Source organism: Streptoalloteichus hindustanus (assembly GCF_900129375.1).
GTDB classification, from domain to species: Bacteria; Actinomycetota; Actinomycetes; order Mycobacteriales; family Pseudonocardiaceae; genus Streptoalloteichus; species Streptoalloteichus hindustanus.
Genome location: NZ_FQVN01000006.1, coordinates 590,793 through 613,387 on the forward strand (window position 1 = coordinate 590,793; position 22,595 = coordinate 613,387).

The following is a 22,595-nucleotide window of genomic DNA, read 5'->3' on the forward strand; positions in this document are numbered from 1 at the left end:
GCTACGTGCGGTTGACGGTGCGGGTGGGCGGATCGGCAAGGGTGAGCGTGCCGTCTGCCAGCCCGGCGATCGTCAAGCCGCGGGCCTCGGCGAGGGCATCGCTCTGGGCGCGCAGCAGGCGTTCCCGGCGTTCGGTCTCGGCCAGCAAGGCGTCGAAGCGCCGCACCTCGTCCGGGTCGAGGTCGGGGAACTGGTAGTCCTCAATGCGGCGGGCGGGGCGCACCGCGCCGGGGCTGCGGGCGGTGCTGGGGGCAGCACTCAGCAGGGCTGCCAGGACCTGCGGAGTCAACGGGCGGGCGCCGTCGGGGTTCACGCGCAGGACGCGGGCCGGGAAGGCGACCACCGAGAAGCCGTCGTGATCGACGTACAGGCCGAGGCGGGGCGCGAGTGTGTAGGCGATGTCACCGGGCTCGGTGAGCGCCACCTGGTCGTATTCGCCGGCCAGGACCAGCCGGTCGATGCGGCGCGTGCCGACGGGCCGTGCGCCCGTGATCTCCTCGGGCCCCAGGACGACGTGGTGGCCGTTCGACGTGAGGTGCCGGTCGTCAAAGCGGTGGCCCGGCAGCCGGGCCACCCTGCGTTCGGCGATCAACTTGCCGAGGGTGGTGCGCCGGGGGAGGCGTCCCACGCGGCGCAGCACGCCTCCCCGATAGGGGCCGTGCTCGTCCTGGTACGTGCGGGTATCGGCCGCCGCCCGTTCCAGGCGCGCCTCCGCCTCGGCGATCAGGGCCGGGCGCTCCGCGACCTTGTCGGACCAGATCACAGCGGCGGGCGGCGCGGGCGGGATCAGCGGGCCGCCGAAGGTTCGCTCCAGGACGGCGACGGGAACCGCGTGACCGTAGCGCGGGTCGTGGCCGTCGAGCTCCCGGAAACCTTCCGCCCGCCAGAGGAGGACGTCCTCGGCGAGCCGCACGCGCACCTCCGCCGTGAGCTGCTCGGCACTGATGTCGGCCAGTAAAACCTTGCCCTCCGCCTCGGGGACGGGATCGCGGGTGAGTGTCCACAGCGCGGGGCGGTAACCGGGGCGGAAGGGCACGACGCCGCCGGGAAGCGCGATGACGGACTCGACGACGTTGCCGCGCAGGAGGGCCGAGCGGAGCTGGGCCGCCTCGGTGTCCTTGAGCTCGTCCATGAGCGCGTCGGCCGGGCCCAGGACGAGGGCGGTGCGGCCGGGGCGAAGAAGGTCGGCGACGCGCTCGACCTCCGCCAGGGCGGCGAGCACGGAGCGCTTCTCGCCAGGGCGGTAGGGGAGCTGGGTGACGACGAGGTCCGGATCAGCGAGGCGCTCCTCCAGGTCAGGGCCGGTCTGGACGTCGAGGTCGAGTTCGCTGACACCGGCGAGAAGGAGGCGGCGACGGGTGATGCGGGCCAGCCGCTCGTCGGGGTCGGCGGCCAGGACGGTGATGTGTTCGCGGTCCTCCGTGTCGTCGAGGAGCGAGGCGAGCAGGTCGCCGGCGCGGGCGTGCGGGTCGGCGAGGGTGAGGGACTCGCCGTGCTCCAGCCGGATGCGGAGGTCGGCGAGCTGGGTGAGCAGGCGGCGCAGTTCTGGGTCGACGGCGTCAGCGGCGAGGGAGTCCAGTCCGAGCCGGGAGCGGGCCGCGAGCAGCCACTCGTATGCGCCGTGCTCATCGTAGGCGGCCTCGATCAGATCCTCGGTGAGGCGAGCGAGCGGGGTCGCGGTGGCGTCGAGGGAGCGCAGTTCCCGGAGGAGGAAATCGTCCTCGGCGTCGATCCGCTCGGCGCGGCGCAGGACGGCGGACCACAGTGCCTCGTCCGCTTCGGCGCTGCTGGGGAGGCCGCCTGGGCCCTCGGTCAGCGGTCGGCCGTCAAGCCTGCGCAGACACAGAAGGCTTCCCAGTGTCTCGATCAGCTGCCACGGCGTGAACCGCTCCCGCAGCGCGACGATGCCGAAGAGAGCCAGCTCGGAGCGGAGTTCCGCCGGGGTAGCGTTGCCCAGGCCCGAGGCGATCAGCCAATCGGCCACCTGGGCACCGTCGAACAGCGGCCTGCCCGAGCGCTCGGACACGGCGGCGGGGAAATCCGGGTAACGGCGGCGCCAGGTGGACACGACGGGACGCTTCACCCGGGCGAACGCGGCGATTTCCGACATCGACACCAGGATGGGGGCCTGGATGCGTAGCGCCGTGTCCGGCGGACCGATGACCACGGTATGCCCCTCCCTCGTCCCTCTCACGTCGCACCAGCCGACCCGACCGCGGGTCGAGCTTCTGCCACAGGCAGCGGCTCCTCGACCGACGCCGCAGAACGATACGAGGATCGCGGCCTTCATTGCGGGATTTAGCTGATAACCCGGGTTATCAAGATGAACTATCCTCCTGTCTGTTGGTTGCTTGACAATGGCTGCCGACGTGATCCAGAGGTAGCCCGACCCCGTGGCTAGATGCCAGCGGACCGGACAGCCTTGCCATAGCTACACCTCTGATGGGACGGGGCGACTGCCCAGACGAGACAGGGGAACAGATGGGTGATCTGGCCAAAGCGGTGGCCTGACTTGAGGAAGAGGTCGAGGAGGGCCATGAGCTGCGGAAGATCGTGGAACATCTCGACACGGCGATAGCCGAGCGCATGGAGGAGATCAAGGCGATCGGCAGGGCCGCCCGGTCGGGCGTCGCACTGGCTGCACTCCGGTGGCTTTGCCGAGCGCCCGTTGGGTGCGCTCGGTGCGGGGCGGGTTCGTGGACGGTTGACGGACGTTTTGGGCGTCATGCTGACGCCCCGTCCGGTCGTGCTTGACGCCCCCGTTCCAGCTCTGTTGACGCCCCGAGCTGGTCAGCGGCGCGTCATCCTGACGCCCCGGTGCCGAGCCGGTGGACATGCCCGCGCTCAGGACCAGGTCGTAGACCTGGGGCGGTGGTCGGCGTGCTCGATCCGGGCGTCGCGGTAGCGCGGGGTGCCCTTGCGGATCAGGCCCAGCTCTTCCAGGGAGCGGAGCGCGCTGGACGGTGCGGCGGGACAGCCGGGTGTAGGTGGTCAACCGTTCGACCGACGGGAACGCCTCGGTGCCGTCCGGGCCGGCGTGGTTGGCCAGGGCGATCAGGGTGATCGCCAGGGCGGAGGCGTCCTTGCGGTCGGTGGGGATGGGGGCGTGGTTGAGCGCCCAGTTGATCGCCTCGATGCTCACGGCAGCACCGCCGGCTGGCGGGAACTGCGGCACGACGTGCGCACGGTCGGACCTCCTGCGTCCGATCGAGGCGCCGTCGTGCTGCTGCGACAGCAGACGGGGCCGCCTGTCGGATCAGGCGGCCCCGTCCGGGAAGATCCTCAACTCACCAGCCGCGTTGGCGCCATTCGGGGAGGTGGGGGCGTTGGGCGCCGAGGGTGGAGTCGTCGCCGTGGCCTGGGTAGAACCAGGTGTCGTCCGGGAGGACGTCGAAGAGGCGGTGCTCGACGTCGTCGATGAGGGAGGAGAAGGCCTCGGGGCTGGTGGTCTTGCCGACGCCGCCGGGGAACAGCGAGTCGCCGGTGAACAGGTGCGGGTGGCCGTGCGGGTCGCGGTAGAGCAGGGCGATCGAGCCGGGGGTGTGGCCGCGCAGGTGGATCACCTCCAGCTCGCACTCGCCGAACCGCACGACGTCGCCGTGCTCGACGAGCTGGTCCGGGGGCACCGGCAGCGCGTCGGCGTCGGCCGGGTGGGCGACGGTGTCCGCCCCGTTCGCGCCGGCCACGGCGCCCAGCGCCTGCCAGTGGTCGCCGTGCTGGTGGGTGGTCACGATCGTGGTGAGCTGCGGCCGGTCCGCGTCGTGCCCGATGAGGTCGGACAGCCGCTCCGGGTCGTTGGCCGCGTCCACCAGCAGGGCCTCCCGGCTGCGCCGGCAGACCAGGAGGTAGGCGTTGTTGTCCATCGGACCGACCGAGATCTTGCTGATGGTCAGCTCCGCCAGCGTGCGCCGGGCGGCGGGGCCGCCGGGCTCGACGTGGCCGGTGTAGTCGTCGAGAACCTCCACGGGGGCGACCGTAGTCCCCCGCGCGCCGCCGGGGCGGGGCGGCCCCGCGATCTCTCATCGAGGTGACCGGGAGTTCTCAGCTCGCCTTCAGGTCGGCCCCCTAGGCTGACCACAAAGGATCTTGACTTCAGGAGGGCGAGACACCGAGTCGGGTGGAGTGGTCGTCACCCGCGTCACCCCCGAGCCGGACTCCGGCGACGCGAGGAACCACCCACCCGAGCGCAGATTCCACCCGAACCCCCACCCCAGACCCCCACCAGTGACGGCGATGGACGCGGGGCTCGACGGCGACAGCCGTGGCGCCCCGTCCGCAGGGCTCCGACCGCGCACGACCCCACCCCGAGGGCCGTGCCCCCGACCGGCCGGAACCCACCGGGTCCACGCCGTCCGCGAACCCACCCCGCGAGTTCCACGTCGGCGGGGAACCGACCGTTCCCCGCTTCGGCGGCCTCCCCCCTGGGGCCGCCGTCCCCTTCCGGTCACGCCCCCCGCGTGACCTGTTCCGGCGTGCGCGCTTCCGAGGTGGACGCGGTGGGCGCCCCCGTGCCGACCCCGAATCGGCCACGTCGCCGGTTCCCGTCCGGAAAACCCGCCCCTCACCTTGCTCCCCGAACAGCGTTCCCCCCAGGTTCCACCGTCCCCCGACACCCCACCCGCCGACACCTCACCCGGCGAGGCCTCGTCCCCCGAAGCCCCGCCACCCGGGGCGGCCCCCCGCCCCCGACCCCGTTCGCACCGGCGCACGAGCTGGGACCTCCTCCGTGTGGTCGCGGTCCTCGCCGTCGTCGTGCAACACGCCACCCACCAGGGACCGGTCAGCCACCCCGAGCTGGGACCGGCGCCGTTCACGTTCTCCGTGCAGGCCGGCGCCGCGACCCTGCTCGTCATCTCGGCGTTCTTCGTGTGCTGCACGGTGCGCCGGGACCGACCGCTGCGCTGGTGGTGGAACCGGGTCAGCCGGCTGCTGCCGCCGTACCTGGTCGCCGTCGTGCTGACCTACCTGCTCGTCGTCCTCGTGGCGGTGCCGGACTGGTACCGACCGACCACGGGCGACCTCGTCGGCAACCTGCTGCTGGCCCAGGCGTGGTGGCCGGACGTGCACTACGTCGACGGCTCGTACTGGACGCTGCCGGTGCAACTGCTCGCGTTCACCAGCGCCGCCGTGCTGTGGCCGATCCGCTGGATGCGGGGCTGGCGCGCGCCCCTCACCCTGTGGGCCCTCGTCGTCGTGCCGATGGCGCTGCGGCTCCTGTGGCGCACCGACGACGCGAGCCAGCTCGTCCGGTCGGTCTACGACGGGCTCGGCCTCTACCGCGCCCACCTGTTCGCCGCGGGTGTCGGCATCTGGCTGTGGAGCCGCCGCCGGCTTCGCGGCTGGCACCTGTCAGCGCTCGTGGGCGCCGTGCTGGTCGGCCACGAGGTGCAGACCGACGACCGGCCGTCCACGGTCGCGGTCGGGGTGGTGCTCGGGCTGGTCTGCCTCGCCGCCGCCGGACCCGACTGGCCCTTCGCGCGGTTCCTCGGCCGGCCGGTCGCCTTCCTGTCCGGCATCTCCTACGGGGTCTACCTGCTCAACCAGGAGATCGGCTACCTGGTGGCCAGGGTGCTGCTCGACCACGGCGTCGGACCGTGGTCCCGGCTCGCCGCGACCGTGGCCACGGCCGTCCTGCTGGGCTGGCTGCTGACCGCGCTCGTGGAACGGCCCGCGCACCGGTGGCTCACCGGCCGGGTCGGCGACCGGCTGGCCCACGCCGGGCGGGCCGTCGGCCTGCGCGCGGGCTGGGGCATCCGGCTGGCCCTGGCGCTCCGGCTCCGCTGGGCGTTGCGGATCAGCGCCGGCCTCGGCCGGCTCCCGACCGCGTCGCGGCCAGGGGATCAGATCCAGGGCGGCAGCTCGGGCAGCTCGCCGGCCAGCGCCATCCCGTCGCCGCGCCCGGTCAGCCAGGCGAGCACGCTGGCCGCGCGGCCCCTGATCGAGGTGGGCGTGCCGCTGGCGGAGGGGGCCAGTTCCCACACCCGCTGACCCCCGTCGGGAAGGTCGACGTGCAGCCGCATCGGCGGCACGTCCGACCGCCCGCGGAACTGCACGACCGCGTCGTCCAGCAACGGCTCCAGGTGGCCGTCGGGGATGTCGCCGAACCCCACGCCGCGGTCGAGGTCGACCAGGTGCACCCACACCTCGCGCAACCGCATCCACGGGATGTCGTAGGCCATGATCGGACGGCCCCGGCCGCCGATCACCTCGGCGCGCCAGGCGTCCTCCGGGAGCCGGGCCGCCGCGGCCGCGAACCGCTCACACGCCGCGCGCACGTCCTCGGCCAGCAGCCGCCAGTGGCGGGCCGCCCCCTCCTCGATGTCGGCGTCCCGGTCGGCGCGGCTCGCGTACATCTGGTGCTCGACCCCGGTTCTGGCCCAGGTGAGCAGGTTGACCAGCGCGTCGGCGTTGCGCGCCAGGTGGGTGATGGCGTGGGCCCTGGTCCAGCCGGGGCACAGGCTGGGGCCGTGCGCCGTGGTCTCGTCCATCCCGTCGACGACGTCGAGGAGGCGGTCGGTGGCCTGGTCCAGGGCGGTCAGTCCGGCGGTGGCCCGGCCGGCGGCCTGGGCGGCGGCCGCGGACCGGGCGAGGGCCAGGGACCGGAGGTCCGGTCGCGTCTCCGCTGCGGACATGGCGCCCCTCCTGGAGGTGGGGTGAGCGGGTGGCGTGAGCGCGTGCGGTAGGGAACAGGGTAAGTGCGACGAGCGACCCCCCGATAGACCCGATCGGGGCCGCTGAACCGCTGCCGACCACTGGTTTTGCCCAGGACGGGCCGTCGGCGATGACGCAGCGTGCGCGCCCGGTCGGCCAGTGGCGCACGTGTCCCACCTCGTGGAACGAATACCCCGGGCCGTGGAACCCGTCAGTTCCGTGGGGTTAGCTCTGCCTCCTGGGGGGAGCGCGAACAGCGGAGGCGACAGTGACCAGCACGGTGCCCGAGACACGGGCGGAGCGGAGTCGGACCCGGCGGAAGGGGCTGGTCGCGGCGTCGATCGGCAACGCCCTGGAGTGGTTCGACTGGAACAGCTTCGCGATCTTCTCGACGTTCTTCGCCCCGCAGTTCTTCGCCAAGGGCAGCAGCGCGACGGCCGTGCTCAGCGCGCTGGCGATCTTCGCGGTCGGGTTCTTCTTCCGGCCGCTGGGCGGCGCGCTGCTCGCCGCCTTCGCCGACCGCAGGGGCCGCCGCGCCGGCCTGACCCTGTCGGTGGTGCTGATGGCCGGCGGCAGCCTGCTGATCGCGGTGAGCCCCACCTACGAGCAGGTCGGCCTGCTGGCTCCGGTGCTGTTGCTGCTCGCGCGGGTCGCGCAGGGCCTGTCGACCGGCGGCGAGTTCGCCGCGTCCTCGACCTACCTGGCCGAGCTGGCGCCGCCGGGCCGGCGCGGCTTCTACGCGAGCTTCCTCTACCTGAGCACCACGCTCGGCACGATCGCGGCGACCCTGCTGGCGACGGTGCTGACCAGCACCCTCGGCAAGGCCGCGGTGGCCGAGTGGGCGTGGCGCATCCCGTTCGCGGTGGGCGCGCTGCTCGGCGTCTACGGCCTGTACCTGCGCCGCACGCTGGAGGAGACCGAGGCGTACACCGAGGGGCAGCGGCGCCGGGTGGCCCGGCCCACGTTGGAGCTGCTGCGGAAGCACCCGCTCGGCGCGCTGCGGGTGGTCGGGTTCACGGTGGGCGCCACCACCGCCTACTACACCTTCGCGGTCTACCTGCCGAACTACGCGCAGAAGGAGCACGCGGTGCCGACGTCGTCGGCGTTGTGGGCCTCGGTGGCCGCGCAGCTGGTCATGATCGTGGTCCTGCCGCTGCTCGGCGCGTTGTCCGACCGGGTGGGCCGGCGCCCGCTGCTGATCGCCTTCGCCGCCGGGTTCGTCGTGCTCGTCGTCCCGCTGTTCGCCCTGCTCACCTCGTCCGCGTGGTCGCTGTTCGCGGCCATGACGGCGGGGCTGGTGCTCTTCTCCTGCTACGGCGCGGTCGCCCCGGCGGCGATGGCCGAGCTGTTCCCCACCGAGGTGCGGGCGGCCGGCGTCGGCCTGCCCTACGCCCTCACGGTGGCGTTGTTCGGCGGCACCGCCCCCTACATCGTGGAGTGGCTCACCGCACAGGGGAGGAGCGGTTGGTACCCCTGGTACCTGGGACTCCTGTGCCTGCTGAGCCTGGTCGTGTACCTGAGGGGTAAGGAGACCCGGGACGCGGATCTCGTCCGGGCGGACGAGGGCTGACCCGGGCGGTCCGCGGCGGAACAGAACGACCCACCTCGCCGGTTGTTGTCGGTGGGCGGGCCTACAGTGGTCGGCGGCCGTCCTGTGCGGTTCGGCCGGCGCGCACACCAACGCACATCGACGCACGTCAGGTGCCACGAGCACCGGGCGAGTCGGTGGCGGCGCCGGTCGGGCCAGCCGACCCCGCTCGGCACCGTTCGGTTCGGCGCCGTCGGGTCGGGCCTGCTCGTCCAGCGCTGGACGAGCGCGAGGACGGACACCCGGCGGTGCTCGGCAGAGCTCGTTCACGGCGCGTCTCGGCTCGTCCGAGGCGAGTCGCGGGCAGGCTCCGGTCCGTACCGACCGAGAGCACGACCACCACGCACACCCGCCATCTCCGCACGGACCTGATCCGAAGGGACCCGCCCCAGTGGCCGACCGACTCGTCGTTCGCGGTGCCCGAGAGCACAACCTCCGCGGCGTGGACCTGGAGCTGCCGCGGGACAGCCTGATCGTCTTCACCGGGCTGTCCGGGTCGGGGAAGTCCAGCCTGGCCTTCGACACGATCTTCGCCGAGGGGCAGCGACGGTACGTCGAGTCGCTCTCGGCCTACGCCAGGCAGTTCCTCGGCCAGATGGACAAGCCCGACGTGGACTTCATCGAGGGCCTGTCGCCGGCGGTCTCCATCGACCAGAAGTCGACCTCGCGCAACCCGCGCTCGACGGTCGGCACCATCACCGAGGTCTACGACTACCTCCGGCTGCTCTACGCGCGCGCCGGCAAGCCGCACTGCCCGACCTGCGGCGAGCCGATCAGCCGGCAGACGCCGCAGCAGATCGTCGACCAGGTGCTCGCCATGGCGGAGGGCACCCGGTTCCAGGTGCTCGCCCCGGTCGTGCGCGGCCGCAAGGGCGAGTACGTCGACCTGTTCGAGCAGCTCCAGACGCAGGGCTTCTCCCGCGTCCGGGTCGACGGCGAGGTCCACCCGCTGACCGAGCCGCCGAAGCTGAAGAAGCAGGAGAAGCACCACATCGCGGTGGTCGTCGACCGGCTCACCGTCAAGCGGAGCGCCAAGCAGCGGCTCACCGACTCGGTGGAGACCGCGCTGCGGCTGGCCGACGGGCTGGTCGTGCTGGAGTTCGTCGACCTGCCGGAGGACGACCCGCACCGCGAGCGCGGGTTCTCCGAGCGCATGGCCTGCCCCAACGGCCACCCGCTGGCGATCGACGAGCTGGAGCCGCGCTCGTTCTCCTTCAACTCCCCGTACGGGGCCTGCCCCGAGTGCACCGGCATCGGCGTGCGCAAGGAGGTCGACCCCGAGCTGGTCGTGCCGGACGACGAGCTATCCCTGGCCGACGGCGCGATCGCGCCGTGGGCCGGCGGCCAGAGCGCCGAGTACTTCCTCCGCCTGCTGGAGGCGCTGGCCGAGACGATCGGCTTCCGGATGGACGTGCCGTGGCGGCGGCTGCCGGCCAAGGTCCAGAAGGCCGTCCTGCACGGCGTCAACGAGCAGGTGCACGTCCGCTACCGCAATCGGTACGGCCGCGAGCGCGCGTACTACGCGAACTTCGAGGGCGTCATCCCGTTCCTCGAGCGCCGGCTGGACCAGACCGAGTCCGAGTACATGCGCGAGAAGTACGAGGGCTACATGCGGGAGGTGCCCTGCCCGGCCTGCCAGGGCACCCGGCTCAAGCCGGAGATCCTCGCCGTCACCCTGGAGCACGGCGAGCTGGGCGAGCGCTCCATCGCCGAGGTCTGCGCGATGAGCGTGCGGGACTGCGCCGACTTCCTGTCCGGCCTCGCGCTGGGCCAGCGGGAGCGGATGATCGCCGCCAGGGTGCTCAAGGAGGTGCAGGCGCGCCTGGGCTTCCTGCTCGACGTGGGCCTGGACTACCTGTCGCTGGACCGCGCGGCCGGCACCCTGTCCGGCGGTGAGGCGCAGCGCATCCGGCTGGCGACGCAGATCGGCTCCGGGCTGGTGGGCGTGCTCTACGTGCTCGACGAGCCGTCGATCGGCCTGCACCAGCGGGACAACCACCGGCTCATCGAGACGCTCACCCGCCTGCGCGACCTCGGCAACACGCTGATCGTGGTCGAGCACGACGAGGACACCATCCGCGCCTCCGACTGGGTGGTCGACATCGGCCCCGGCGCCGGCGAGCACGGCGGCCGGGTGGTGCACAGCGGTCCGGTCGAGGGGCTGCTCTCCCACACCAGCTCGCTGACCGGCGCGTACCTGTCCGGGCGCAAGCGCATCGCGGTGCCCGACACCCGGCGGCCGGTCGACCGCAAGCGGCAGCTCACGGTGGTGGGCGCGCGCGAGCACAACCTGCGGTCCGTCGAGGTGTCGTTCCCGCTGGGCTGCCTGGTCGCGGTGACCGGCGTCTCGGGGTCGGGCAAGTCGACGCTGGTCAACGACATCCTGGCCACCGTGCTGGCGAACAAGCTCAACGGCGCGCGCCAGGTCCCCGGCCGGCACACCAGGGTCAAGGGCCTGGAGCACGTGGACAAGCTGGTGCAGGTGGACCAGTCGCCGATCGGGCGCACGCCCCGGTCCAACCCGGCCACCTACACCGGCGTGTTCGACCACATCCGCAAGCTCTTCGCGGCCACGACCGAGGCGAAGGTGCGGGGCTACCAGCCCGGCCGGTTCTCGTTCAACGTCAAGGGCGGGCGCTGCGAGGCGTGCGCCGGCGACGGCACGATCAAGATCGAGATGAACTTCCTGCCGGACGTCTACGTGCCGTGCGAGGTGTGCAAGGGGGCCCGGTACAACCGGGAGACCCTGGAGGTGCACTACAAGGGCAAGACGATCGCCGAGGTCCTCGACATGCCGATCGAGGAGGCGGCGGAGTTCTTCCAGCCGATCAACGCCATCCACCGCCACCTGCGGACCCTGGTCGACGTCGGCCTGGGCTACGTCCGGCTGGGCCAGCCGGCGCCGACGCTGTCCGGCGGCGAGGCGCAGCGGGTGAAGCTCGCCAGCGAGCTGCAGAAGCGCTCGACCGGCAAGACCGTCTACATCCTGGACGAGCCCACGACCGGTCTGCACTTCGAGGACATCCGCAAGCTGCTCGGCGTGATCAACGGCTTGGTGGACAAGGGCAACACCGTGATCGTCATCGAGCACAACCTCGACGTCATCAAGACGGCGGACTGGATCGTCGACATGGGGCCGGAGGGCGGCTCCGGGGGCGGCACGGTGGTCGCCGAGGGCACGCCCGAGGTGATCGCGGCGGACGAGGACAGCCACACCGGGCGGTTCCTGCGGCCGCTGCTGGACGCGGCGGAGCTGGAGTCGGCCTCCGCCTGACCGCTCGCCTGACCACGAACCACGGAGGGTGTCCGTCCACTAGGGACAGACACCCTCCGTGGTTTGGTGATGTCTGCTGCTGTCGGATGGGGAGGGCGAAGTTCGCTCCATGGAGCGATTCGGCCGGTGCCGGCGGCGACTTGGTCGTGTCCGCTGTCCCCTCCGCGAGCCCGTGAATCCCCGTGTGCGGAGGGATTTGCTCGGACGCTCGGCGCCGGGGCGCGCAACTTGTTATCGCTGGTAACGGCCGAGTTGTCCACAGGCGGCCCAGTTGTCCACAGCTCGGCGATGTGCTCTTGGTCGGGCTGATCGTCGGCCGATAGGCTGGAGCGGGGCTCGCCCCCCGGGACGGGTGGGGGCTGTCGCGGGAGCAGGCGGGAACGTCGTCGAGCGGGTGCCCGGCCGACGGCTGGAGCCCGCCGCCCGTGGTTGCGGTCAGGCAGGCGACCGGGCGGTCAGATCACGAGGCTGAGCAGGCCCGCGACGGCGAAGCCGACGACGGACAGGATCGTCTCCAGGACCGTCCAGGTGCGCAGCGTGTCCTTGACCGGGATGCCGAAGTACCGCGAGACGATCCAGAACCCGCCGTCGTTGACGTGCGAGGCGATGATCGAGCCGGCGGTGATGGCCACCGCGACCAGGGCCAGCTGGGGCTGCGTGTACTGGCCACCGGCCAGCAGCGGCGCGACGATGCCGCCGGTCGTCACGATCGCCACCGTGGCCGAGCCCTGGGCGACGCGCAGCGCGCAGCTGATGACGTAGGCGAGCACGATCAGCGGCAGTCCGGCCGAGGACAACGCGCCGGCCAGCGCCTTGCCCACGCCGGTGGCGGCCAGCACCGCGCCGAAGAACCCGCCCGCGCCGACGACGAGCAGGAGCATGCCCACCGGGCGCAGCGAGGCGGCGGTGAGCTGGCCGATCTCCGCCCTGGTCATGCCGCGCCGCAGGCCGAGCAGCCAGATCGCCAGCAGCACCGCGATGGTGAGCGCGACCGCCGGCGTGCCGAGGAAGGTCAGCACGCCGAGCGCCGCCGATCCCCTGGGCAGCAGCATGCCGCCGAAGGTGGCGCCCAGGATCAGCACCAGCGGGATGCCGATGATCGTGCCGACCAGGGCGAGCGGGGGCTCGGGCCGCCCGTCCGTCCGGGCGTCGGCGTCGGCCGCGCCCACCTCCTCGGGCACCGGCAGGTGCAGCCGCCTGCCGATCCAGGAGGAGAAGAGGACGCCGCCGACCAGCCAGGCGGGGATGCCGCAGGCCAGGCCCATGATGATGATCCAGCCCATGTCGACCTTGAGCAGGCCGGCCAGCGCGACGGGGCCGGGGTGCGGCGGCAGGAACGCGTGCGTGACGGACAGGCCGGCCAGCAGCGGCAGGCAGTACAGCAGGATCGACCGGCCGCTGCGCCGCGCCGCCACGTAGACCAGGGGCGCGAGCACGAAGATGCCGATGTCGAAGAACACTGGGATGCCGAAGACGAGGCCGGACAGGCCCATGGCCAGCGGGGCGCGGCGCTCCCCGAACGCGCCGAGGAGGCGGCGGGTGAGCACCTCGGCGCCGCCGGAGGCCTCCAGCACGGCGCCGAGCAGCGTGCCCAACCCGATGATCACGGTGACGTGCCCGAGGATGCCGCCGAAGCCGCCCTCCAGTAGCGACTCCTTGCCGCTCTGCGCCGAGCCGACGATCCGCTCCACCGGCAGGCCGGCGCCCAGCGCGACGAGCAGACCGGCCAGCAGCAACGCGATGAACGGCTCGGTCTTGACTCTGATGATCAGGAATAGCAGCAGGGCGATGCCGAGCGCGGACAGAGTCAGCAGCCCGGCCGTGTCCTGCCGCAACCACTGCAGGAGTGCGGCCACGAATGTCCTCCAGGTAGGGGTGTCCGCGCCCACCGCCGGTATGCCGGCGGTGGGCGGGTGGGGAGCGGGAGGCGGGAGGCGGGTCAGCCGCGGCGGATCGAGCGACCGGGCAGCGCGCCGGTCGGTCGGCCGTCGTCGATCACGGGCACCCCGTTGACCAGCACGTGCCGGATGCCGACGGCGGGCTGCCTCGGCTCGTCGAAGGTGGCGGTGTCCAGGACCGCGTCGGGGTCGAACAGCACGAGGTCGGCCGCGTGGCCCACCCGCACCAGCCCCCGGTCGCGCAGCCGCAGCCGCCGCGCCGGCCGGCCGGTCATGCGCGCGACGCACTCCTCCAGGGTCAGCACGCCCAGTTCGCGCACGTAGCGGCCGAGGTATCGCGGGAAGGTCCCCCACGCGCGGGGGTGCGGGCGGTCGCCGACCAGCAGGCCGTCGCTGCCCACGGTGTGCGCCGGGTGCCGCATGATCGTCCGGACGTTGTCCTCGTGGCCCACGTGCATCAGGCACGACGTGCCCAGGCGCTCGGCGACCAGCACGTCGAAGTACAGCTCGGCGGGCGCGCGTCCGGCCCGGCGCGCGGCCTCGGCCACGGTCAGCCCGACCAGGCCGGTGTTCTCGGCCCGGCGCACGCCGTTGACCTCGATCGTGTCCCAGTCCACCGGGACGCCGTGGCAGCCGTCCGAGCCGACCTCCTCCAGCTCGTGCCTGATCCGCTCCCGGGTCGCCGCGTCGGTCAGCCGGGCCAGCGCGGCGTCCACGCCGCCCTCGGACACCCAGCTCGGCAGCAGCGCGGACAGGTAGGTGGCGCCGGGGAGGTACGGGTAGGTGTCCAGCGTGATGTCGCACCCCCTGGCCATCGCACTGTCCACAAGGGACAGGAGTTCGCCGGCGCGCCCCGCGTTGACCGGGAAGTTCATCGTGGCGTGGGCGAGGTGCAGCGCGCAGCCGGAGCGCAGTGCCACGTCGACCATCTCGGCGTAGGCCGCCAGCGCGCCCGCCCCGTAGCTGCGGTGGTGCGGGCTGTAGAAACCTTCGTGGGCCGCGACCACCTCGCACAGCGCGACCAGCTCGGCGGTGTCGGCGTACATCCCCGGGGTGTAGGTCAGGCCCGAGGACATGCCGACCGCGCCCTGGGCCAGCCCCTCGGCGAGCAGCCGGCGCATCGCGTCCAGCTCGTCCTCGGTGGCCGGCCGGGCCTCCCAGCCCACGCACATCATCCGCAGCGTTCCCTGCGGCACGAGGTAGGCCGCGTTCACGGCCACGCCCCGGTCGAGCCGGTCCAGGTACTCGCCGACCGTGCGCCAGTCCCAGTCGAACCCCGGCGGGTCGTCGTTCCACCCGGCGAGCTGGGTGCGGAGCTGGGTGAGCACGTCGTCGTCCACCGGCGCGTAGGACAGCCCGTCCTGGCCCAGCACCTCCAGCGTCACGCCCTGCGACACCTTCGCCAGGTGGTCGGGGTTGGCGAGGAGCTGGAGGTCGGAGTGGGAGTGCATGTCGATGAAGCCGGGCGCCAGCGCCAGCCCGTCGGCGTCCACCACCCTGCGGCCGCCGAGCCGCCGGTCGCTCTCGATCGCGGCGATCCGACCGTCCGCCACCCCGACGTCGGCGCGCACCGCCGGCGCCCCGGTTCCGTCGACGACCGTCGCGCCCCTGAAGACGATGTCCACCTGTGCCTCCCCGTCCAGCCGCTGGTCAGAAGTAGGTCCGGACGAGGTCGACGACGGTCTCGCCGTCCGCGTCGACGACCGGGAGGAGCGGCCACTTGTCGAAGACCGTGCAGGGGTGCGACAGGCCGAATCCCACCCAGTCGCCGACGGCCAGCTCGACGTCCGGCCCCACCTCCAGGAACGCGTGCTGGTCGGCGAGGGCGGTGACCCGGCACCCGGCCAGCGGCCGCTCCGGCCCGCCGCCGGCGCGGCGCAGCACCTGCGGCTCGGGCAGGTCCTGGTCGAAGGAGGCGTCCCTGCGGCCGAGGGGGAGCAGGGCCAGCCCCGGCTCCGGGCGCGAGAGGACCTGCGCCCACGCCCGCAGCGCGGGGCGGAACGGCGGCTCGTCGCCGGCGAGCGCGTGGGCCCGGCCGAACGGGGACAACCGCCGGTACAGGCCGTCGTCGTGCGTGAGGTAGGCGCCGCTGCGGACGACCGGGAGCACCTCGATCCCGGCCGGCCACGGTGCGGTGAACGCGGCCGCCACCTGGTCGAAGTACGAGCTGCCGCCGGCGGAGACGAACACCCGCTCCAGGCCGGCGAGGTGGCCGGCCCCGGCGAGCAGGACCACGAGCTCCCGCAGCCGGCCCAGATACTCGTCCACAGTGGACAGAGCGTCCGGGGTGGCCTCGTGGGCGACGGCCCCCTCGTAGCCGGCGACGCCGACGAGTCGCAGCGCCGGGCTGGCCGCGACCGCCTCGGCGACGGCGAGCCCCTCGGCCAGCTCCCGCACGCCGGTGCGCCCCCCGGCCGCCCCCAGCTCGACCGCGACGTCCACCGGGCGGCCGGGGGTCCGCCCCGCGAGCGCCTCCGTCATCAGCTCCACGCCGCGCGCCGAGTCCACCCAGCAGACGAACTCGAAGTCCGCGTCGCGGTCCAGCTCGTCGGCGACCCAGCGCACCGCCGGCGCCTCGACCAGCTCGTTGGCCAGCACGATCCGGCTGACCCCGAACGCGCGACACACGCGCAGCTGACTGGGGGTGGCCACGGTGATCGCCCACGCGCCCGCGTCGAGCTGGGCGGCGAACAACTGCGGCGCCATGGTGGTCTTGCCGTGCGGGGCCAGCGCGAGACCGTGCCGGGCACACCACTCGGCCATCGTCCGGAGGTTGTGCTCCAGCGCCGGCTTGTCGATCACGACGAGCGGGCCGACGAACCCGTCGGTGAAGAGGCGGGGTCGGCGGGCGGCCACCTCCCCGAGGGTGGCGCCGAACGCCCACGAGGGCATTCCCTTGAAGTGCCAGTCGACCCGCTCGGACCCGATGGCCGCGACCGCGGCCCGGTCGATGTTGGCCGGACGCACCGCCCACCTCCGCTCTGTTGCAGCATGTGCAACGGCAGTTGCAAGATGTGATGCGGGGGTGTGTAGCATTCCCGCCGCCGCCCGGTCAACGGTGTCGCGCCCGGTGGTGGGCCGTGCACGGAAGGGGACACATGGGGCAGTCCGGTGTGGACAGGGACAGGGTCGACCCCCGGGAACGTTCCCGCCCTCGGAACGCCGCGGGGAACGCCTCGGGGAACGCCGCAGTGGGGAGTGCGGTGGTGGAGGACGCCGTCCCCGATGGGAACGCGACGGGCGACGTGGTCTGCCTCGGCGAGTCGCTGGCGGTGTTCGTCCCGGACGCCGAGGAGCCCGGGCGCTACCTGCTCACGATCGGGGGCGCCGAGTCCAACGTGGCCCGCCACCTCGCCAGGGCGGGCCTGCCCGTCCGGTGGGTCGGGGCGGTGGGCGAGGACGACCTCGGCCGCGCCGTGCTCGACCACCTGCGCGCCTCCGGCGTCGACGTCGCCGCCGTGCGGGTCGACCCCGAGCGCCCCACCGGCCTCTACGTGAAGGAGCCCGACGCCGGCGGTAGCCGGATGCGGTACTACCGCAGCGGGTCGGCGGCGTCCGCGCTCGGCCCCGACTTCCTCGCCACCCTCGACCTCACGACCGCCCGGTTGGTGCACCTCACCGGCATCACCGCCGCGTTGTCCCCGAGCTGCCGGGCGCTGCTGCGGACCGCGATGGACCCGGGCCGGCGTCGGTCGTCCCCCCTGGTGTCGTTCGACGTCAACTGGCGTCCGGTGCTGTGGCGCGACCAGGATGCGCGCGTGCTGACCGAACTGGCCAACGCCGCCGACGTCGTGTTCGTGGGGGAGGACGAGGCCGAGGCGCTGTGGGGGACCGGTGACCCCGACCGGGTGCGCGCGCTGCTGCCCGCCCCGACCACCGTGGTCGTCAAGCAGGGCGCGCGCGGCGCGACCCTCGTCGAGGGGGGCACCGCGGTCTTCCAGCCCGCGCTCGCGGTGGACGTCGTGGAACCCGTCGGAGCCGGGGACGCCTTCGCCGCCGGCTTCCTCGCCGCCACGCTCGCCGGGGCGGAACCCGCCCACCGCCTGCGCGCCGGCCACCTGCTCGCCGCCGCCACCCTGTGCAGCCGCGAGGACGTCGGCGACCCGCTGCCCGCCGACCGCGTCGCCGCCCTGCTCGCCGCCGACGCCGCGACCTGGGCCGCCGCCCGTGTCACCCGGGAGGGGGTGGCGCCGCGATGAGCCAGAGCCTCGACCGGGCGTTGACCATGCTCGCCGAGCTGGCCGGCGGCCCGCGCACCCTCGACCAGCTCGCCGTGACGCTCGGCGTGCACAAGTCCACGGCGCTGCGCCTGCTCCGCACGTTGGAGTCCCACCGCTTCGTGCAGCGCGACGACGTCCGGCACTACCGCCTCGGCACCGCCATGTTCGACCTCGCCAACCAGGCGCTGGAGGAACGCGACGTGCGGCGGGTGGTCGAGCCCCACCTGCGCGCGCTCAACGCCCGCACCGGGCACACCGTCCACCTCGCCAGCTACGAGGACGGCGAGGTCGTCTACATCGACAAGTACGACAGCCGACACCCGGTGCGGATGTACTCCCGGATCGGCCGCCGGGCGGCCCTGCACTGCACGGCCGTGGCGAAGGTGCTGGTGGCGGCGCTGCCCGTGGCCGAGCGCCGGGCGATCGCGGCCTCGCTGGAGTACCCGAGGCTCACCGAGAACACGATCACCGATCCGGAGCGCTACCTCGCCGAGCTGGACCGGGTCCGCGAGCAGGGGTACGCCGTCGACAACGCCGAGCACGAGGACTTCATCCACTGCCTCGGCGCGCCGATCCGGGGAGCGGGCGGTCGGGTGCTCGCCGCGGTCTCCCTGTCGGTGCCGCAGATGCTGCTCGACTTCGAGGGCCTGATGGGCCTGCTGCCCGACCTGGCGCGCACCGCGGAGGCCGCCTCCGTCGAGTGCGGCTGGACCCCGAGCCCGGGCCGCACCCCGGGCACCTAGTTGTTCGACGAGCACAGTTGTTCGACGAGCACAGTTGTTCGACGAGCACGGTTCGATCAGCACGGTTCGATCAGCACGGTTTGATCAGGACGAGGAAGGACGACTGATGGCCAAGACCGAGATCCGCACCGCCGACGCCCCGACGCCGGTCGCCAAGTTCACCCAGGGGGTGCGCAAGGGCAACATCCTGCAGGTGGCGGGCCAGGTCGCCTTCGACCCGGCGTCCGGCGCGGTCGTCGGGGACACCGTGGCGGAGCAGACCCGGCAGGCCCTGCGCAACGTCAACGCGGTGCTGGCCGCGGCCGGCGCGAGCATGGACGACGTGGTGATGCTGCGCGTCTACCTGACCGACACCGCGCACTTCGCCGAGATGAACGAGGCCTACGGCGAGTTCGTCGCCGAGCCCTACCCGGCCCGCACCACGGTCTACGTGGGGCTGCCGGAGGGGCTGCTCGTGGAGATCGACGCCCTCGCCGTGGTGGGCGAGCCGACCGCCTGAGCCGCCCCTGACGCCGAACCGCCCGACCGCGCGCCACGAGTCGGGCGGTTCGGCCGTTCCCGCCTGCCGGCGCGGGGCCGGAGCCCGTACGGTCGACCCACGCGGTGATCGTGGGGAGGCCCGATGAAGTGGTACGCCGACGCCCCGGCCCGTCGGGCGCGCCAGCTCGCGGCGGACGTGTTCGCCCTGGCCTGGATCGTGCTCTGGGTGGTGCTGGCGCTGCGGTTGCGGGACGACGTGCTGCGGCTGCGCGGCCCCGGCGACCGGATGGCCGACGCCGGCGCCGGCCTGCAGGGGGCGTTCGGCGCCGCCGCCGAGCACGCGGCGCGGGTGCCGCTGCTCGGGGAGTCGCTGGCCGCGGCGTTCGGCCGCGGCGAGACGGCGGGGACCCGGCTGGTCCTGGCCGGGCACAACCAGGCCGCCGCGGTGGAGCGGACCGGCACCTGGCTCGCCGTCGTGGTGATCGTGGTGCCCGTGCTGATGCTGCTCATGGTCTGGCTGCCCGCGCGCCTGCGCTACGCGCGGGAGGCCGCGGTGGTGCGCCGGCTCGCCGACCAGGGCGGTTTCGAGGACCTGCTCGCGCTGCGCGCGTTGACCCGCCTGCCCGCCGCCCAACTCGCGCGGTACGGCGTCGACCCGGCGACCGCGTGGCGGGCCGGCGACCCGGTGGCGATCGCCGCGCTCGCCCAGACCCAGCTCGACGAGCTGGGGCTGCGCCGCCGTCCGGGTGGTTCGCCCTGATCTCGCGCGCCGGCGCCCGGAGCCCGGCCCGGAGAGACGAAGTCCCCCTCCGGCGGAGAAGGGGTGTTCTCCGCCGGAGGGGGACCGGTGTTCGTCGGTGGTGGCGCGTCGGGGTCGAGGTCGGTCAGTAGACCGGGCCGGTGTACTTCTCGCCGGGGCCCTTGCCCGGCTCGTCCGGGACCGGGGACGCCTCGCGGAAGGCGCGCTGCACGGCCTGGAGGCCCTCGCGCAGCGGCCCGGCGTGCGGCCCCAGGTACTCGGCGGAGGCGGTGACCAGGCCGGCCAGGGCGGTGATCACCCGGCGTGCCTCGTCGAGGTCCCGGCGCTCGCTGGAGTCCGGGTCCTCGTCGGCCAGGCCCAGCTTCTCCGCGGCGGCGGACAGCAGCATCACGGCCGCCTTGCTGATGACCTCGACGCTCGGCACCTCGGCGAGCTCCCGAACGGGTTGCTGGTCGGACTCGGTTCGCATGGACTCGGACACGGCTGCTACCCTGTCACGAGCGACCAGCCCCCGTGTAGTCGGGGGCGGCCAAGTGGAGCCCCCGCTCCCACCCGAGCCGCCGGATCAGGTGGCCGGGTCCGGTCCACCACCGGTGATCACACTGGTGATGGTCGACGCGCGCGCCATCCGGCGGCGGGTCGAACGGTCGGAAGCGGGCCCCGCGCGCCAAGAGGCGCCGGGGCTCTCGTCTTTCCGCGGGAACGGGTCCCACCGCAGCACCGACCGAACCGAGGAGGCCCCATCAGCTCCGAGCCGCGCATCAACGACCGCATCCGGGTCCCGGAGGTCCGTCTCGTCGGACCGCAGGGTGAGCAGGTCGGGATCGTCCGCATCGAGGACGCGCTCCGGCTTGCCCAGGAAGCGGACCTCGACCTCGTTGAGGTCGCCCCGCAGGCGCGCCCGCCGGTCTGCAAGCTCATGGACTACGGCAAGTTCAAGTACGAGAGCGCGCAGAAGGCCCGCGAGGCCCGCCGGAACCAGCAGCTCACCGTGATCAAGGAGCAGAAGCTCCGCCCCAAGATCGACACCCATGACTACGAGACGAAGAAGAAGGCCGTGGCCCGCTTCCTCGAGCATGGGAACAAGGTCAAGGTGACGATCATGTTCCGGGGCCGCGAGCAGTCCAGGCCGGAGCTCGGTTTCCGGCTCCTGCAGCGGCTCGCCGACGACGTCGCCGAGCTGGGGTTCGTCGAGGCCGCGCCCAAGCAGGACGGTCGAAACATGATCATGGTGCTCGCGCCGCACAAGAACGTGAAGCCGCGCTCGAAGGCGGCGGCCAGCGCCGAGGACACCAGGGAGGAGTGAGCCGGGCCCACCCCGGCTCACCCCCCACCGGGCCGACCAGGCCCCGCCGGACCACCCGTGCCCGCGGGCGGCCGTCCGACGGGGCCGGGCCCCCGAACCGACGAGGACGACGAATGCCGAAGAACAAGACGCACAGCGGGATGTCCAAGCGCATCAAGGTGAGCGGCAAGGGCAAGCTGCAGCACGAGCGCGCGAACCGCCGGCACCTGCTCGAGCACAAGCCGACGACCCGCACCCGGCGCCTTGCCGGCACCGACACCCTGGCCAAGCAGGACGTCTCGCGCGTCAAGAAGCTGCTCGGCCGCTGACGGCCGAAGGCCCTCCAGACCTTCCACCGCCAGGGCGGCTGATCGTCGCCCCCGAGACAACGACAGGACGGACCCGTGGCACGCGTCAAGCGGGCGGTCAACGCCCAGAAGAAGCGCCGCACTGTGCTGGAGCTGGCCAGCGGCTACCGGGGGCAGCGCTCCCGGCTGTACCGCAAGGCCAAGGAGCAGATGCTCCACTCGCTCAACTACGCCTACCGGGACCGCCGTGCCCGCAAGGGTGACTTCCGCCAGCTGTGGATCACCCGGATCAACGCCGCCGCGCGGCAGAACGGCATCACCTACAACCGGTTCATCCAGGGCCTGAAGGCCGCCGGCGTCGAGGTCGACCGCAAGATCCTCGCCGAGCTGGCCGTCAACGACCCGGCCGCGTTCACCGCGCTGGCCGAGCTGGCCCGCCAGAACCTGGCCACCGGGGATGCGGCCTGAGTTGAGCCGCGACCAGCGTGCCGGACGACCCGGGGACGCTCCGTTCACCGAGCGGACGCCCCGGGTCGTCGCCGCTCGGCACCTGACCCGCCGCGCCGGCAGGGACCGGGCGGAGCGCTTCCTCGCCGAGGGCGCCCAGGCCGTCCGCGAGGCGTTGGCCTGGGCCGGCGCCGGCCGGGGACGCGTGCACGAGCTGTTCGCCACCGACGAGGCCGCCGGGCGCCACCCCGAGCTGCTGACCGCCGCGCGGCAGGCCGGCGTCCCGGTCAGCACCGTGACCGAGCGGGCCGCGGCCGGGCTGTCCGAGACCGTCACCCCGCAGGGCCTGGTGGCCGTCTGCGACCCGGTCGACGTGCGCCTCGCGACCGCGTTGGCCGGCCAGCCCCGACTGGTCGCCGTGCTGGTCGGGGTGTCCGACCCCGGCAACGCCGGCACCGTGCTGCGGGTGGCCGACGCCGCCGGCGCGGACGCGGTGATCTTCGCCGGCGACGCCGTCGACCCGCACAACGGCAAGTGCGTGCGCGCCACCACCGGCAGCCTGTTCCACCTGCCCGTCGCGCGCGGCCGCGAGGTCGACGCGGTGTTCGACGCGTGCCGCGCGGCCGGGCTGCGGCTGGTCGCCGCCGACGGCCACGCCGAGACGGACCTGGACGCCGCCGAGGAGTTCGGCGACCTGGTGCGCCCGACGGCCTGGGTCTTCGGCAGCGAGGCGCACGGCCTGCCGGGCGAGGTGCTGGCCGCGGTCGACGAGGCGGTGCGGGTGCCGCTGTACGGCGCCGCCGAGAGCCTCAACCTCGCCACCGCCGCCGCGGTCTGCCTCTACACCAGCGCCCGCGCCCAGCGACGGGGCTGACCACCACGGTTCCACCCACCGGACGGCACGAGGGCATCCCTCGTGCCGTCCGGCGTTGTGGGGAGAA

At 73.3% G+C, this 22,595-nt stretch carries 18 protein-coding genes and 1 pseudogene; 11 read left to right on the top strand and 8 right to left on the bottom strand.

Annotation, left to right across the window (positions count from 1 at the left end; genetic code table 11):
• Position 1: 1 nt before the first annotated feature.
• The 3 genes from BUE43_RS21530 to BUE43_RS21540 form a co-directional block, all read right to left on the bottom strand.
• Positions 2–2,167, bottom strand: a complete 2,166-nt coding sequence (locus BUE43_RS21530) for a DNA methyltransferase family protein (protein ID WP_083959899.1) — start codon at positions 2,165–2,167, stop codon at positions 2–4.
• Between the two features lie 429 nt (positions 2,168–2,596).
• Positions 2,597–3,142, bottom strand: a complete 546-nt coding sequence (locus tag BUE43_RS35285; protein WP_073485950.1) for a helix-turn-helix domain-containing protein — start codon at positions 3,140–3,142, stop codon at positions 2,597–2,599.
• A gap of 145 nt (positions 3,143–3,287) precedes the next feature.
• The gene (locus BUE43_RS21540) at positions 3,288–3,965 is read right to left on the bottom strand and encodes an MBL fold metallo-hydrolase (RefSeq protein WP_073485952.1); all 678 of its coding nucleotides are present in this window, start codon (positions 3,963–3,965) and stop codon (positions 3,288–3,290) included.
• 601 nt (positions 3,966–4,566) lie between these two features.
• On the opposite strand from BUE43_RS21540, the pseudogene BUE43_RS21545 reads away from it, so the two are divergent.
• Positions 4,567–5,640 (top strand): annotated as a pseudogene (locus BUE43_RS21545) (acyltransferase family protein); the annotation flags it as partial.
• Positions 5,641–5,840: 200 nt separating this feature from the next.
• On the opposite strand, the gene BUE43_RS21550 reads toward BUE43_RS21545, so the two are convergent.
• The gene (locus BUE43_RS21550; protein WP_073485956.1) at positions 5,841–6,632 is read right to left on the bottom strand and encodes a maleylpyruvate isomerase family mycothiol-dependent enzyme; all 792 of its coding nucleotides are present in this window, start codon (positions 6,630–6,632) and stop codon (positions 5,841–5,843) included.
• A 287-nt stretch (positions 6,633–6,919) separates the two neighbouring features.
• Here BUE43_RS21550 and BUE43_RS21555 point away from each other — a divergent pair, with 287 nt between their 5' ends.
• Positions 6,920–8,221, top strand: coding sequence for an MFS transporter (locus BUE43_RS21555; RefSeq protein WP_073485958.1), 1,302 nt, complete (start codon positions 6,920–6,922; stop codon positions 8,219–8,221).
• Positions 8,222–8,630: 409 nt separating this feature from the next.
• The gene (uvrA, locus tag BUE43_RS21560) at positions 8,631–11,513 is read left to right on the top strand and encodes an excinuclease ABC subunit UvrA (protein ID WP_073485960.1); all 2,883 of its coding nucleotides are present in this window, start codon (positions 8,631–8,633) and stop codon (positions 11,511–11,513) included.
• A 455-nt stretch (positions 11,514–11,968) separates the two neighbouring features.
• Here the strand turns inward: uvrA and BUE43_RS21565 are convergent, their stop codons facing one another.
• The 3 genes from BUE43_RS21565 to BUE43_RS21575 all read right to left on the bottom strand — a co-directional run bounded on the left by BUE43_RS21565 (position 11,969) and on the right by BUE43_RS21575 (position 16,378).
• The gene (locus tag BUE43_RS21565; RefSeq protein ID WP_073485962.1) at positions 11,969–13,369 is read right to left on the bottom strand and encodes a GntP family permease; all 1,401 of its coding nucleotides are present in this window, start codon (positions 13,367–13,369) and stop codon (positions 11,969–11,971) included.
• 83 nt (positions 13,370–13,452) lie between these two features.
• Positions 13,453–15,036 (bottom strand): N-acyl-D-amino-acid deacylase family protein, encoded by a 1,584-nt coding sequence (locus BUE43_RS21570; RefSeq protein WP_073485964.1) that lies wholly within the window; start codon positions 15,034–15,036, stop codon positions 13,453–13,455.
• Between the two features lie 25 nt (positions 15,037–15,061).
• Complete coding sequence (locus BUE43_RS21575; RefSeq protein WP_073485966.1) at positions 15,062–16,378, bottom strand: amino acid deaminase; 1,317 nt, start codon at positions 16,376–16,378, stop codon at positions 15,062–15,064.
• 239 nt (positions 16,379–16,617) lie between these two features.
• Here BUE43_RS21575 and BUE43_RS21580 point away from each other — a divergent pair, with 239 nt between their 5' ends.
• From BUE43_RS21580 to BUE43_RS21595, 4 genes are all read left to right on the top strand, one after another.
• Positions 16,618–17,610: a sugar kinase gene (locus BUE43_RS21580; protein ID WP_234995826.1), complete on the top strand. Its 993-nt coding sequence runs from the start codon at positions 16,618–16,620 to the stop codon at positions 17,608–17,610.
• Positions 17,607–18,374, top strand: a complete 768-nt coding sequence (locus tag BUE43_RS21585) for an IclR family transcriptional regulator (protein WP_073485967.1) — start codon at positions 17,607–17,609, stop codon at positions 18,372–18,374. Before BUE43_RS21580 ends, BUE43_RS21585 begins: the two co-directional genes overlap by 4 nt.
• 106 nt (positions 18,375–18,480) lie before the next feature.
• Entirely contained in the window at positions 18,481–18,873 is a 393-nt protein-coding gene (locus tag BUE43_RS21590) for a RidA family protein (protein ID WP_073485969.1), read from the top strand.
• 123 nt (positions 18,874–18,996) lie between these two features.
• Positions 18,997–19,614: a hypothetical protein gene (locus BUE43_RS21595; protein ID WP_073485971.1), complete on the top strand. Its 618-nt coding sequence runs from the start codon at positions 18,997–18,999 to the stop codon at positions 19,612–19,614.
• A 124-nt stretch (positions 19,615–19,738) separates the two neighbouring features.
• On the opposite strand, the gene BUE43_RS21600 is transcribed toward BUE43_RS21595, so the two are convergent.
• Positions 19,739–20,083, bottom strand: coding sequence for a DUF1844 domain-containing protein (locus tag BUE43_RS21600; RefSeq protein ID WP_073485973.1), 345 nt, complete (start codon positions 20,081–20,083; stop codon positions 19,739–19,741).
• 273 nt (positions 20,084–20,356) lie between these two features.
• Here BUE43_RS21600 and infC point away from each other — a divergent pair, with 273 nt between their 5' ends.
• From infC to BUE43_RS21620, 4 genes are all read left to right on the top strand, one after another.
• Positions 20,357–20,920 carry a translation initiation factor IF-3 gene (gene infC / locus BUE43_RS21605; protein WP_073486219.1) on the top strand — a complete coding sequence of 188 codons (564 nt, stop codon included), beginning with the start codon at positions 20,357–20,359 and terminating at the stop codon, positions 20,918–20,920.
• 113 nt (positions 20,921–21,033) lie between these two features.
• Positions 21,034–21,228 (top strand): 50S ribosomal protein L35, encoded by a 195-nt coding sequence (gene rpmI, locus BUE43_RS21610; RefSeq protein ID WP_073485975.1) that lies wholly within the window; start codon positions 21,034–21,036, stop codon positions 21,226–21,228.
• Between the two features lie 75 nt (positions 21,229–21,303).
• Complete coding sequence (rplT, locus tag BUE43_RS21615; protein WP_073485977.1) at positions 21,304–21,675, top strand: 50S ribosomal protein L20; 372 nt, start codon at positions 21,304–21,306, stop codon at positions 21,673–21,675.
• A complete protein-coding gene (locus BUE43_RS21620) occupies positions 21,665–22,528 on the top strand; it encodes a TrmH family RNA methyltransferase (protein WP_073485979.1) in 864 nt (287 codons plus the stop codon). The genes rplT and BUE43_RS21620 overlap by 11 nt, the downstream gene beginning before the upstream one ends.
• Positions 22,529–22,595: the final 67 nt, after the last annotated feature.

Bases quoted from the DNA above. Each gene is read 5' to 3' on its own strand.
- BUE43_RS21620 (WP_073485979.1), top strand. From the start codon at position 21,665: ATGCGGCCTGAGTTGAGCCGCGACCAGCGTGCCGGACGACCCGGGGAC.
- BUE43_RS21585 (WP_073485967.1), top strand. From the start codon at position 17,607: ATGAGCCAGAGCCTCGACCGGGCGTTGACCATGCTCGCCGAGCTGGCC.
- BUE43_RS21595 (WP_073485971.1), top strand. From the start codon at position 18,997: ATGAAGTGGTACGCCGACGCCCCGGCCCGTCGGGCGCGCCAGCTCGCG.
- BUE43_RS21590 (WP_073485969.1), top strand. From the start codon at position 18,481: ATGGCCAAGACCGAGATCCGCACCGCCGACGCCCCGACGCCGGTCGCC.
- BUE43_RS21600 (WP_073485973.1), bottom strand. From the start codon at position 20,083: ATGCGAACCGAGTCCGACCAGCAACCCGTTCGGGAGCTCGCCGAGGTG.
- rpmI (WP_073485975.1), top strand. From the start codon at position 21,034: ATGCCGAAGAACAAGACGCACAGCGGGATGTCCAAGCGCATCAAGGTG.
- BUE43_RS21550 (WP_073485956.1), bottom strand. From the start codon at position 6,632: ATGTCCGCAGCGGAGACGCGACCGGACCTCCGGTCCCTGGCCCTCGCC.